This is a genomic window from Methylomonas sp. PHL2-19 (assembly GCF_059331595.1).
Window position 1 is genome coordinate 1,117,785 of record NZ_CP196839.1, and the last position, 12,753, is coordinate 1,130,537.

The following is a 12,753-nucleotide window of genomic DNA, read 5'->3' on the forward strand; positions in this document are numbered from 1 at the left end:
GCGATTTTCGCTCTGTATCGTTTTGCATATGAAACTAGTCATCGTCAGCGGCTTATCGGGATCGGGTAAAAGTATCGCGTTGGATACTTTGGAAGATTGCGGCTATTACTGTATCGACAATCTTCCCATGACCTTGCTTGAGGATTTTGTCGATCATGTCATGCTGAAAGACCCGGCGACCTATAGTAAAACCGCTATCGGTATCGATGCCAGAAACCGTAACCAGAAGTTAGCCGATTTCCCGGATAGCCTGACTTTTATTCGCAGTAAAGGTATTGATTGCGAACTGGTTTTCATGGAAGCGGATGAGAACATCATTCTGAAGCGCTACAGTGAAACGCGCCGCCGCCATCCGTTGACCACCGAAAGTAGGCCGCTGCGCGAGGCTTTGGAAATCGAACGGGAAATGCTGCGACCCCTGGCAGCTCGTGCCGATATACTTATAGATACCAGTTTCACCCACTATCATCAGTTACGGGATTTGCTGAAAAACCGTTTGGGCGAAAAAGGCAAAAGTTCTTTGTCGATTTTGTTTCAGTCTTTCGGTTTTAAATACGGTATCCCGTTGGATGCCGACTTCGTGTTCGATGCCCGCAGTTTGCCCAATCCCTATTGGGCGCCGGAACTGCGAGGATTGACCGGTAAACACGCCGAGGTCATCGATTTTTTGCAGAATGAAGTGATCGTCAAAGAGTTTCTGCATGATATAGGTTATTTCATCGGTCGCTGGGCGCCGCGCTTCGAATCGGATAATCGCAGTTATTTAACCATAGCGATCGGCTGTACCGGCGGGCAACATCGTTCGGTTTATCTGGTCGAGGCTTTGAGTAAGCACTTTCAAACTATTACTCCTAACGTTATCGTCAGGCATAGGGAATTGCGTTAACGCAATTCCCTAGCCCAATTTCTTGGTTTTTACCCATGACATCAGCAGCAAAGCTTGAAAATACCGAGCATCTTTTAGATCGCGCCATCGAAGTGCTGACAAAAGACTCTCTGATCGAGATTAGGAGCCTAGTGCGTTCCTTATACCCGGCGGAAGCGGCGCATATTCTCGAGTCATTGGAGCCGGAACTGCGAGCCAAGCTGTGGGCGTTGATTCCGCCCAGCGTGATCGGCGAAATTCTGGTCGAGATAAATGTCGAAGTGGGTAGCAGCTTGCTGAAAATTACCGACAGGAAAGATTTGATTGCCGCGACTGAATCCATGGGCCATGACGGTATGGTCGATCTGCTGCATGTATTGCCTGAGCCTTTGCTGTCGCAAGTGATGGAATCTATCGGTGTACATAACCGCAATCGCATCGAAAAGGCGCTTAGCTATGACGAGCATACCGCCGGCGGCTTGATGTCTGACGATGTGTTAACCATTCGCGCCGATGTAACGCTGGACGTGGTGACGCGATATTTGCGCTTGCGCGGTAATATGCCGACTGCAACAGACAGTCTAATCGTGGTGGATCGCAAAGAGCAGTTTCAGGGCTTGTTGCCGATTAATCAATTGTTGACCCACGACCCGCATACCAAAGTTGAGTCGATTATGGATACCCGTAGCTCAGGTATTCCCTACGGTATGCCTAGTCGGGATGTGGCTGGTTTGTTTGAGCGCCGAAAATTGTTGTCCGCGCCTGTGTTAGCGAATGACGGTAAGGTTTTGGGGCGCGTCACTATCGACGATGTCGTGGGTTTGATTCGCGAAGAAGCCAATCACTCCTTAATGAGCATGGCCGGCTTGAGCGAAGAGCAGGATATGTTTGCGCCGGTATTTAGTAGTGCCAAGCGTCGTGCGCTTTGGTTGGGCGTGAATTTGCTTACCGCATTCTTGGCGGCTTCAGTCATCGATTTGTTTGAGGCTACTATTCAACAGATCGTCGCATTGGCGGTATTGATGCCGATTGTAGCGTCTATGGGGGGTATAGCCGGCAGTCAGACTTTGACACTGGTTGTCAGGGGCTTGGCCTTGCGACAAGTCACCACCGGTAACGCCGTGAGTTTATTGTTTAAAGAGGTCTCGGTCGGCCTGCTAAACGGCTTGGTTTGGGCTGCTGTGGTGGCGGTAGTGGCTGGGCTGTGGTTCCACAATCCGCATATCGGTATGTTGCTCGGCGTGGCGATGATGATCAATTTAGTGTGCGCGGCTTTGTCCGGCGTGGCGATTCCGGTGTTGTTGGATAAGATCGGTGTAGACCCTGCGCTGGCTGGCGGTGTGTTGCTGACCACAGTTACCGATGTGGTTGGATTCATGGCCTTTTTGGGCTTAGCAACCTTGTTTTTACTGTAAGGAACTGTGCTTTTTGTCACGGAAAATGATAGTATTTCGGGCATTCAGTAGCGGATTTTCCAAACTCGATGTCAACCGGCGCACCTACTTCGCAAAAAATAGCTTTGGAGTTTAAAAGCACGTCACTGACCGTGCCGGTGTTGCTGCTAGCCAGTAACGACATCTCTCTGATCGATCAGCAGCTCAAGGAAAAAGTGGTTCAAGCTCCCGAGTTTTTTAAAAACTCGCCCTTGCTGATCGATCTGCAAAAACTTAACGCGCAAAATCTGCCAATTGATTTCACCGAAATAGTCACTATCGTCCGTCAGCACGGCTTCATGCCGATAGGGGTGCGCGGCGGTAACGAACATCAGAACGGCGACGCCTTGGCTATGAATTTGCCCCAGCATTCCCTGCACGGCAGCAATGTGCCCTTAGTCAATAAAGCACCGGCAAAAACCTTGCCGACACCGGCTGCGGAAGAGCAAAAGCAAGCTAATCAGTCAATTGAAAATAAGTTGGTGACACAGCCGATACGCTCGGGCCAGCGGGTTTATGCCAAAGGCGATTTGATCGTCACCGCAACCGTTAGTGCCGGCGCGGAAATCATGGCGGAAGGTAATATTCATATATACGGATCCCTGCGCGGACGAGCGCTTGCCGGCGTGCTGGGTAATGTCAATAGCCGTATTTTTTGTTCGGATTTGCAAGCCGAACTGATTTCGATAGCCGGCATTTACCAGCTCAGCGACGATTTGAGCAAGTATCCAGCACACAAGCCCGTACAGATCAGTCTGGATAACCAGACGCTGATTATCAAAGATATTTAAGCTTTTCTTGGAGGAACAACATTGGCCAGAATTATCGTAGTAACATCGGGAAAAGGTGGTGTGGGCAAGACCACAACCAGCGCCGCTATCGCGATGGGCTTAGCGAAGCGCGGACATAAAACCGCTGTGATCGATTTCGATGTGGGGCTGCGTAATCTCGACTTGATCATGGGATGCGAGCGTCGCGTGGTTTATGATTTGGTCAATGTGATCAACAACGAAGCCACCCTAAATCAGGCCCTGATCAAGGACAAGCGTTGCGACCAGTTATTTATATTGCCGGCATCGCAAACCCGTGATAAAGATGCTTTAACAACGGAAGGTGTCGGCAAAATTCTGGAAGAGTTGTCCAAAGACTTTAAATACATCGTTTGCGACTCGCCGGCAGGAATAGAGCGCGGTGCTACACTTGCCATGTACTTTGCTGATGATGCATTTGTGGTAACCAACCCGGAAGTCTCCTCCGTTAGGGATTCGGATCGTATGCTGGGTATCTTGTCCAGCAAATCGCGCCGCGCCGAGAATGGCGAAGAGCCGATCAAGGAGTATTTGTTGTTGTCGCGTTATTCGCCGGATAGGGTGAAATTGGGCGAGATGCTCAGCGTTGACGATGTACAGGAAATTTTGTCGCTACATTTGTTGGGCGTTATCCCGGAGTCCAAATCTGTGTTGAATGCGTCAAACTCAGGCACACCGGTCATTCTCGACGAGCAAAGCGATGCAGGGCAGGCTTATGCAGACATCGTGGCGCGTTATTTGGGCGAAACCAAACCACATCGTTTTATCGAGGAAGAGAAAAAAGGCTTATTCAGTAAGCTATTCGGGAGCAAGTGATGAGTCTCTTAGATTATTTCAGATCCTCGAAAACCAATACGGCATCGCTGGCCAAGGAGAGATTGCAAATTCTGGTCGCCCATGAGCGTGCATCCAGAAATCAACCGTCCTATTTGCCCGAGTTGCAGCAAGAATTGCTGGCGGTGATCCGTAAATATGTCAATGTCGGGCAGGATGCCATTACCGTTAATTTTGAACAGGATGGAAACCAGGAAACCCTGGAACTTAATATTGTGCTGCCTGATGAGCGTTAGTTGTGTTGACTAGCTTTTGCCGCGGCTTGTGTTGCGTAAGGCTGGATAGCATGACTAAAACCCCCCGATTTTTTTTGTTGTTTAAATGATGAGGAGTTGAAATGGTGGATACAATTGGCGAAGCAGCTGGAGCAGTCTGGCAATACTTGCATACGCATGGCGAAGCTAGCGTTAATAAAGTCACGACCGAAACCGGCTTGGGTAAGAACGACGTCCAGCGAGCGATCGGTTGGCTGGCTAAAGAAGACAAACTGAATATTGAAATGAAAGGCCGCGTAGAAACCCTTTCATTGAAATAAAAGTTTTCCCGCAACCTGCTTAAGGTTGAGCTAAGCGTGGCGACATTCAATACCGGCTCTTTGCCGGTTTGAGCGTCGCCGGGGTTTGCCCTTGGGCGGGTTCCTAAATGCCGCTGTGTTTTGTTGGTAAATCTGTTACCTGACAGGAATGCGTGGCCCGCTTAGACACGCGCCAGTCGCTCTGTCGAAATCAGATACCGTAGCAAGCGCATTTAAATTTGCCGACGGAATGGCTGCGTAATGCCGTGAAAATTAAAAAATACTGATTCTAATAACCCTCTATTGCGGAGTCTTTCTGTCGAAATGAAAGCCAAAATTGCCACATTTTTCACCTTGGTGCTACTGGTTGTCATCAACCTGGGTATCTGGTCTTACGTCAATAATCCGTTAAAACTGCCATCCTGGAGCGATACCATGATGGGGGTGACCTTTAACCCCAAGGGGCGCGATTTCAATCCTGCCGACGGCGTATTTCCCACCAGAGAACAAATTCAATCCGATCTGGAGTTATTGTCCGGTAAAGCCCATTCGATAAGAACCTACACCGCGCTGGAGGGTATGGAGGTTGTGCCTGAGTTGACAGCCAAGAATGCGATCAATCTGGCGATGGGCTGTTGGGTGGATTTGGTTGATGACGATAGCGCCGAGGACGATCCGCAAAAAAAGTTAGAGAACACGCAGAAACGGCTGGATAAAAATCAGCGCGAAGTCGAAAGCCTAATCAACCTAACCAATCAATATCCAAAAACCATTGTTCGCACGCTGGTGGGTAACGAATCGTTGTTACGGTATAGAAACAAGGTTAGTGGACCTATCGCACAGAAAGTCCGTCAAGAATTTTCCGGTTCGATGAGCGAACAAGATTTGCAGCTGAAAATCGAGGCGGATGTTAAGGCGGAAGTGGCCGGCAAAGCCAACGAACTGATTGAGTACGTTCGCGAAGTAAAAAAACGCACCTGGAAACCGGTTAGTACAGCTGAAACCTGGGATATATGGGTAGCAAACCCGGCCTTGGCGGCGGAAGTCGATTACATAGCTGTGCACATTCTGCCCTATTGGGAAGGTGTGCCGGTCGATTTACCCAAAGGTGCGGAAGGCGATAACGCAGTCGAATATGTGTTCAAGCGTTATTACGAATTGCAGCAGTTGTACCCCAACAAAACCATCGTGATTACCGAGGTGGGTTGGCCATCCGACGGTCCTCCGCAAAAAGCCGCCACTGCTTCGTTGGCGAATCAAGCCAAGTTTTTGCGTGAGTTCCTGAATCGCGCGACTGCCGAAAACATTATTTACTATGTGGTCGAAGCGTTTGACCAGCCGTGGAAGATCAAGCTGGAAGGTACGGCCGGTGCTTACTGGGGCTTATTCAATGCTGATCGTCAGCCTAAGTTCCCGATGGAAGGTGACGTACTGGCCAATCCAACCTGGCGTAACTGGGCTAGTGGCGCTGCAGTACTCAGTATTATCTTGATGGCGGCCTTCTTGTTTACCCGTAAGAGCTTGAAGCTGCCGGGTAAATTTTTCTTCGGTATCGTCGCCAACTTGGCGGCGTCGGTATTGTTTTGGTCGGCATCGATTGCCGCCGCGCAATACCAAACTAGTTTTTCGGTTGTGTTCTGGGCGATTTTGCTGATGATGCAGGCCATGGCCATCTTGGTGTTGCTGACCGAGAGCCTGGAGATTTCCGAAGTCATCTGGCATCGCAAGGGTCGCCGTACCTTCCAGCCGCTGACGCCGCCGGCCGGTTTCCGTTATCCGAAGGTTTCGATCCACTTGCCGATCCACAACGAGCCACCGGAAATGGTGCGCAAGACCCTGAATGCGCTGGCCAAGGTCGACTATCCGAACTACGAAGTATTGGTGATGGATAACAACACCAAGGATCCGACAGTTTGGCAACCGGTGCGTGACGATTGCGACCGCCTTGGCCCGAAATTCCGCTTCTTCCATTTGGATAATTGGCCCGGTTACAAGGCCGGTGCGATCAACTACGCATTGACCAATACCGCTGAAGATGCCGAAATCATCGCGGTCATCGACAGCGACTACATTCTGAACCCCGATTGGCTGAAAGCGATGGTGCCGTATTTCGACCAGGAAAATGTCGGCTTTGTGCAGTCGCCGCAGGATTATCGCGATTCTGGGCAAAGCACGTTCAAGGATATTTGCTACTGGGAGTATGCAGGCTTCTTTAATATCGGCATGGTGCAGCGTAACGAATTCAACGCCATCATTCAGCATGGCACGATGACCATGGTCCGCAAGTCGGCGTTCGACAAAGTCGGTCCGTGGGGCGAATGGTGTATCTGCGAGGATAGCGAATTGGGCTTGCGTTTGTATGAAGCGGGTTACGACTCGGTGTACTGCAAGGAGTCTTTTGGTCGCGGCCTGATGCCGGATACCTTCTCCGGCTATATGACGCAGCGTTTCCGCTGGGTATACGGCGCGATGCAGATCATCAAAAAGCATTGGCGGCATTTTTTGCCCAACAAAAAATCTTCGCTTACTTCGGCACAGCGCTATTACTTTGTGGCGGGTTGGCTGCCTTGGTTTTCCGATGCGTTGGCGCTGCTATTTACCGGTACCAGCTTGATATTGACCGCGCTGATCGTGTCGGATCCTATTCACAGTGAGCTGCCGGTAAACGCCTTCCTTTTGCCGACCATAGGCCTGTTTGCATTCAAAATCTTGCGCGGTTTGTGGTTGTACAAGGCGCGGGTGGCTTGTTCAATGTTGCATGCATTGGGTGCGGCACTGGCCGGGTTATCGCTGACCCATACCGTGGCACGGGGTACCTTGCAAGGTTTGTTTACCTCCGGCAAGCCCTTCATGCGCACGCCAAAATACGAGCAGCAAGGGCCGTTGGTGGCGGGGTTGTTGATCATTTGGCAGGAGTTGTTATTGCTAACCTTGTTGCTTGCCGGCATCCTGGCGATGCGCTCTATCGAGCATTTCGATAACTTGAGCGGCAGGTTGTGGATGGCAGTATTGGCGGTGCAATCCGTACCTTACGTCGCCACGCTGCTGACGATTCTGATCAGCGTTGCGCCTAATTATTTTCCAGGCAAAAAACTCTCCGCCGATGAGTTAGACGCGGACGAATAAATACCGCTTGCTTGGTCTCTGAAAACCCTTGTCGGCTGAAAAGCTGGCAAGGGTTTTTTGTTTAGCGGGCGAGGACCGGTTCCAGTTGCTACCTGAGCTGTTGTCGCTGTTTTGAGTGTCAGCATCAAAACAATGGATATGGCGGCGAATAAAATAAACTGTGTTATATGACTTATTTCTAGTGAGTCATTTGCCGCATAAATGGGTGGTTGTGGTGGCGTATTTGATGATGCGTTGTATTAATTGATTGATAAAAAAGCACAATTGTATTTAGGGTTATAAATTGCTTATATCTACAAATGGCTGTTTTAAAGTGTGTGAGATCACCAGAAACCGTTGGTGTTTTAAATAGCGCTTTTGCCGACAATTAGTCCTTAGCAAGAACAAATCGCATACCTTCGCAATTTTTAAACCTATGAAACACGCAAAAATCAAACTTAGCGCCAAGCCCTATTTAATGGGGGCGATGCTGCTCACTGTGTTGCCGGGAGTCTCGGCGACCGAAGATGGCAAGACAGACAACAAAACTGGTAGCAATCAAACCGCAATATTGCCGGAAATGACGGTTACTGCCGAAAGCGGAAAAGCCGCTACGCAAACGGCTACCGAAAAATACAAATTGCCTGCTGTGACAGAAAGCGTTACCCGCGAGAAGATGGAAGATACCATCAACGTGATGAACACCGAGGATGCGATCAAGTATTTGCCTAATATTCTGGTGCGCAAACGTTATATCGGCGACAAGGAAATGCCCGTGGCTATGCGCACTTCCGGGACCGGTTCCAGTGCGCGCAGCTTGATTTATGCGGACGGCATTTTGCTATCGTCGTTGCTGGGCAATAACAACGGCATGACCGGTTCGCCGCGCTGGAATATGGTCTCACCGTCAGAAATTGAGCGGGTTGATGTGATGTACGGACCGTTTTCCGCAGCCTACGGCGGTAACTCGATAGGCGGTGTCGTTGATATTACGACGCGGATGCCTGAGAAATTCGAGGCCGGCGGCGGCGTGCAGTCTACTTGGCAAGAATACGATGTTTACGGCCATACCGATGTCTACGACTCCCAGCAGTACACGGCCAATCTGGGTAGCCGACACGGCGACTTTTCCTGGCGCTTTGACGTCAGTCATTTGGATGCGCACAGTCAGCCTATATCATTCACGTACTTGCCTACTCCCTGCCCCGCGACTGGTGCGAATGCCTGCCCGAATACTAACGGTATTTCAGGCGCCGTCGGTGATGTCGATAGAAGTGGCTCCCAAAGAATCTTTGCCATAGGCGAAGGCAATATCAGGCATACCGTTCAGGATAATTTTAAGTGGAAGCTGGCTTACGATATTACGCCGACGCTGAAAGCTTCGTATACATTGGGTCTGTGGCAAAACGACGAAAGCGGGGGCTTCAATAGCTACTTGCGTAGCGCCACTACCGGAGCGCCGGTTAATAGCGGCTTAATCAATATGAACGGGCGAAATTACAATCTGGGTTCATTTTTTGCCGAGAACGATTACCAACAGATGCATTGGTCGCACGGTATGGCGCTAAAATCGAACACCGGCGGTATTTTCGATTGGGAACTGACCGGCAGTGTGATCAATTATGGTCAGGATGAGCAACGCGCGCCCACGGTTGCGCCCAATCTCGCCGCAGCAGGCGGTGCGGGAACTCTTACCAGCCTAAACGACACCGGTTGGCATACTGTGGATGCTAAAGGTATATGGCGTCCGGATTCCGCATGGGGACCGCATCATGTCAGCTTTGGGTTTCATCATGATCTTTACGAATTAAACAACCAACAATATGTAACCTCCAATTGGATCTACGGTGCACCAGTCCGCTTAAATACCAATTCGCAAGGCAAGACCGAAACCAACGCGGTCTGGATTCAAGACGCATGGACATTTGATCCGGATTGGACGTTGACCTTGGGCGGACGTTTGGAGAACTGGAACGCCTTCGATGGCACTAACACCGGTTCAAACGGCAGAACGATCAATCAGTCTAACCGTAGCGATTTAAGATTTTCGCCAAAAGCCTCGCTGGCCTGGAAGCCGACTGATAGCTGGAAATTTACCAGCTCTATTGCTCAGGCTTACCGTTTTCCAACGGTGACGGAACTGTTCCAGGGTACCAATATCACCGTCAGCGGCACCTCAAATATTGTGAATCCCAATCCAACGCTAAAGCCTGAAGAGGCATTGTCTTCCGAGCTTTCCGCGCAATATTTTCTGAGCGAAGGTTCGTTGCGTTTGAGCTTATTCCACGAAAAAGTCTACGATGCCATCTACAGTCAAACGACTTTCAGTCCTGTCACTAACTCGACATTATCGTATGCGCAGAACATCGACCAGATCAGCACCTACGGTTGGGAGTTTTCCGGCGAGCACAGTAATGTCGTTATCGATGGCCTGGATTTGTCGGGTAACGTGACCTGGGCGAATTCGCGCATCGATAAAAATGTAGCTCTGCCTGCGTCTGTCGGCAAGTATCAGCCCAGAGTACCGGAGTGGCGGGCTAGTGCCACGGCCACATATCATGTGACTAAAGATTTTACGTCCTCTATCAGTGGACGCTATAGCAGTCAACAATATGGGCAAATCGATAACAGCGACGTCAATCCGGATACTTATACCGGCACCGGCAGCGCGTTTTTCGTTGTGGATACCCGTGCCAAATATCAACTGACCAAGCAACTGACGCTTTCAGCGGGTATCGACAATATTACCAACGAAAAATATTGGCTGTTCCATGTGTTTCCGCAGCGCACCTATATCGCAGAATTGAAATTTAACTATTAAGCGGTTATTAAATGTATTCAACCAGGATAGGCAGAGCTCATCTAATCCTGGTTGTGCGTTAAATGACACAGTTTAATTTTTCCCGGTCAAACGGGTAAAAATGTTCGTAACTTTCCGGACACTTACTAAAAGACGATGATGAAATTTCAACTTCCTTTGGCAATGGTTGCCTCGTTGATTTTGACTGCATGTGCCAACGAGCCGATCACAAGTAAGCAAGGCGCTGAGGCAGCTAAGCTTGAACAGCATACCGACCAAAAAGCATTGTGCGCTGATCTGCAAACCAGTCCGGCAATTGGATGTTCCGAGACGGTCACCGCGACTTTCGACAATAGCGGCGTGCTGTGGTTGGCTTGGGTGGTTCGCGATCATATCTATGTGCAATCGTCTACCGATAAAGGTCGGAGCTTTTCCGCACCAGTTGCGGTAAACGCCGAGCCGGAAGCTATCGCTGCGCGCGGTGAATACCGGCCAAAAATCAAACTCGATGCGCAAGGCAATGTTTACCTGACCTGGACCCAAAATTTGGAAAAACGCCATACTGGCAACATTCGCTTCAGTCGCTCGACGGACGGCGGCAAGAGTTTTTCCAAGCCGGTGACGGTCAATGACAATCTGGACGTGATCGGTCACCGTTTCGATGCGTTGGCGGTGGGGAAGAATGGCGAGATTTTTGTGGCTTGGTTGGATGCGCGCGACAAGGAAAAAGCCAAGGCCGCTAAGCAAGAGTTTGCAGGTACTGCCGTGTATTACGCCTGGTCGGACAATGGCGGTAAAAGCTTCTATCCCAACAAAACCGTTGCACCGCATAGCTGTGAATGCTGCCGTTTGGGTGTGGAAATAGATGCAGACAATTTGCCGGTGGTGCTGTGGCGGCATGTTTATGAAGGCAATATCCGCGATCATGCGCTGGTTAAATTTAAGGATTGGCACACCCCTGGAGCGGTGCAGCGCGTCAGCCAAGAAAACTGGAAAATCGATGCATGTCCGCATCATGGCCCGGCCTTATCAATTGCCGACAATGGCGTTTACCATTCGGTATGGTTCAGCGGAGCCGCTGATAAACAAGGCTTGTTTTACGGTCACTCCAAGGATGGGGGCCTAAGTTATTCGCCGGCCTACCATTTCGGCAATCAAGGCGCCAAACATCCCAACGTGTTTGCCAAGGGCGAGCAGGTAGTGGTGGTTTGGTCGGAATTCGACGGCAGCCATAATCTGTTGCAGTTGATTAAGTCTAATGATGGCGGACTGAGTTGGTCGCAACCCGAAGTCGTCGGTAAAACGGCGGAAAGCGCGGACGATGCTTTTCTGTTGAGCGATGGTGAGAGTGTTTTTCTATCCTGGCAAACCGCGCAGGGTTATCAATTCAAGCCGATTTAGGTTTTAGTGATCCAAAGCCATCCCGCTAGTCGCGCGGTATGGCTTTGGCTGAACGGCTCTTCAATTTCCGATCAGTTTCAACTCGGCTTCCCGATATTTTTCCGCGCATTTTCTGCTAACTTCTTCCGGCAATTTCGGACCAGGCGCGGTCTTGTTCCAATCCAAGGTTTCCAGGTAATCGCGTAGATATTGTTTGTCGAAGCTAGGCGGGCTGATGCCGACTTGATATTGCTCGACCGGCCAAAAGCGCGAGGAATCGGGGGTCAAGGCTTCGTCGATCAAGTACAGGGTGCCGTCTTCATCCAGGCCAAATTCGAATTTGGTGTCGGCGATAATGATGCCGCGCTCGCGAGCGTAATCAGCCGCGGTTGTGTAGAGCCGCAAGCTGGCGTCGCGCACTTTGCCGGCCAGTTCCTCTCCCATTAACCCTACCGTATCGGCGAAGCTGATGTTTTCGTCATGGGTGCCCATTTCGGCCTTGCTGGACGGCGTGTAAATCGGCTGCGGCAATTGTTGCGCCTGTTGCAAGCCGGCCGGCAATTCGATACCGCACACCGAGCCGCTGTTTTGATAATCCTTCCAACCCGAGCCAATCAGGTAGCCGCGCACGATAGCTTCCACCGGCAGCGGTTTCAGGCGTTTGACGATGATGGCCCGGCCTTCCACTTGCGCCCTTAAATCGGAATCGGGAATCACGTCCGCCAGCGTCAATTCGTCGCTTAAATGATTGGGAATAATATCCCGCATTTTTTCGAACCAAAAATTACTCACTGTAGTCAACACGCGGCCTTTGCCGGGAATCGGATCGGGCATGATCACGTCGAACGCTGACATCCGGTCGGAGGTGACGATCAGCAGATGTTTAGCGTCGATTTCGTACATGTCGCGGACTTTGCCGCGGCCGAGCAATTTCAAATGCGGCAGGGAAGATTCGTAAAGTGCGGCGGGGGCATTCATAATACGTGTGTGGAGTCAGTGGAAAGTGGCTGTAA

At 50.5% G+C, this 12,753-nt stretch carries 10 protein-coding genes; 9 read left to right on the top strand and 1 reads right to left on the bottom strand.

Annotated elements, in window-relative coordinates:
- Nucleotides 1-28 precede the first annotated feature (28 nt).
- The 9 genes from rapZ to ACR02O_RS05365 all read left to right on the top strand — a co-directional run bounded on the left by rapZ (nucleotide 29) and on the right by ACR02O_RS05365 (nucleotide 11,761).
- The gene (rapZ, locus tag ACR02O_RS05325; protein WP_101054459.1) at nucleotides 29-886 is read left to right on the top strand and encodes an RNase adapter RapZ; all 858 of its coding nucleotides are present in this window, start codon (nucleotides 29-31) and stop codon (nucleotides 884-886) included.
- A gap of 35 nt (nucleotides 887-921) precedes the next feature.
- The gene (gene mgtE / locus ACR02O_RS05330; protein ID WP_494522933.1) at nucleotides 922-2,280 is read left to right on the top strand and encodes a magnesium transporter; all 1,359 of its coding nucleotides are present in this window, start codon (nucleotides 922-924) and stop codon (nucleotides 2,278-2,280) included.
- 68 nt (nucleotides 2,281-2,348) lie between these two features.
- Entirely contained in the window at nucleotides 2,349-3,089 is a 741-nt protein-coding gene (gene minC, locus ACR02O_RS05335; RefSeq protein WP_101054456.1) for a septum site-determining protein MinC, read from the top strand.
- Nucleotides 3,090-3,110: 21 nt separating this feature from the next.
- Complete coding sequence (minD, locus tag ACR02O_RS05340; protein WP_033157742.1) at nucleotides 3,111-3,923, top strand: septum site-determining protein MinD; 813 nt, start codon at nucleotides 3,111-3,113, stop codon at nucleotides 3,921-3,923.
- Nucleotides 3,923-4,177, top strand: coding sequence for a cell division topological specificity factor MinE (gene minE, locus ACR02O_RS05345; RefSeq protein ID WP_020483546.1), 255 nt, complete (start codon nucleotides 3,923-3,925; stop codon nucleotides 4,175-4,177). Before minD ends, minE begins: the two co-directional genes overlap by 1 nt.
- Before the next feature lie 101 nt (nucleotides 4,178-4,278).
- Nucleotides 4,279-4,476, top strand: coding sequence for a winged helix-turn-helix domain-containing protein (locus ACR02O_RS05350; RefSeq protein ID WP_020483545.1), 198 nt, complete (start codon nucleotides 4,279-4,281; stop codon nucleotides 4,474-4,476).
- Between the two features lie 303 nt (nucleotides 4,477-4,779).
- A complete protein-coding gene (locus ACR02O_RS05355) occupies nucleotides 4,780-7,581 on the top strand; it encodes a glycosyltransferase (protein ID WP_033157743.1) in 2,802 nt (933 codons plus the stop codon).
- A 415-nt stretch (nucleotides 7,582-7,996) separates the two neighbouring features.
- Nucleotides 7,997-10,381 (top strand): TonB-dependent receptor, encoded by a 2,385-nt coding sequence (locus ACR02O_RS05360; protein WP_494522934.1) that lies wholly within the window; start codon nucleotides 7,997-7,999, stop codon nucleotides 10,379-10,381.
- 135 nt (nucleotides 10,382-10,516) lie between these two features.
- On the top strand, nucleotides 10,517-11,761 hold the full coding sequence (locus ACR02O_RS05365) for a sialidase family protein (protein ID WP_494522935.1): 1,245 nt from the start codon (nucleotides 10,517-10,519) through the stop codon (nucleotides 11,759-11,761).
- A gap of 60 nt (nucleotides 11,762-11,821) precedes the next feature.
- Here ACR02O_RS05365 and ACR02O_RS05370 read toward each other — a convergent pair whose 3' ends face one another.
- Nucleotides 11,822-12,718, bottom strand: a complete 897-nt coding sequence (locus ACR02O_RS05370) for a phosphoribosylaminoimidazolesuccinocarboxamide synthase (protein WP_494522936.1) — start codon at nucleotides 12,716-12,718, stop codon at nucleotides 11,822-11,824.
- Nucleotides 12,719-12,753: the final 35 nt, after the last annotated feature.

What these genes read in the sequence shown, in the direction of transcription:
- ACR02O_RS05370 (WP_494522936.1), bottom strand. Translation starts at nt 12,718, where the DNA reads ATGAATGCCCCCGCCGCACTTTACGAATCTTCCCTGCCGCATTTGAAA.
- minE (WP_020483546.1), top strand. Translation starts at nt 3,923, where the DNA reads ATGAGTCTCTTAGATTATTTCAGATCCTCGAAAACCAATACGGCATCG.
- mgtE (WP_494522933.1), top strand. Translation starts at nt 922, where the DNA reads ATGACATCAGCAGCAAAGCTTGAAAATACCGAGCATCTTTTAGATCGC.
- ACR02O_RS05360 (WP_494522934.1), top strand. Translation starts at nt 7,997, where the DNA reads ATGAAACACGCAAAAATCAAACTTAGCGCCAAGCCCTATTTAATGGGG.
- minC (WP_101054456.1), top strand. Translation starts at nt 2,349, where the DNA reads ATGTCAACCGGCGCACCTACTTCGCAAAAAATAGCTTTGGAGTTTAAA.
- ACR02O_RS05355 (WP_033157743.1), top strand. Translation starts at nt 4,780, where the DNA reads ATGAAAGCCAAAATTGCCACATTTTTCACCTTGGTGCTACTGGTTGTC.
- ACR02O_RS05365 (WP_494522935.1), top strand. Translation starts at nt 10,517, where the DNA reads ATGATGAAATTTCAACTTCCTTTGGCAATGGTTGCCTCGTTGATTTTG.
- rapZ (WP_101054459.1), top strand. Translation starts at nt 29, where the DNA reads ATGAAACTAGTCATCGTCAGCGGCTTATCGGGATCGGGTAAAAGTATC.
- ACR02O_RS05350 (WP_020483545.1), top strand. Translation starts at nt 4,279, where the DNA reads ATGGTGGATACAATTGGCGAAGCAGCTGGAGCAGTCTGGCAATACTTG.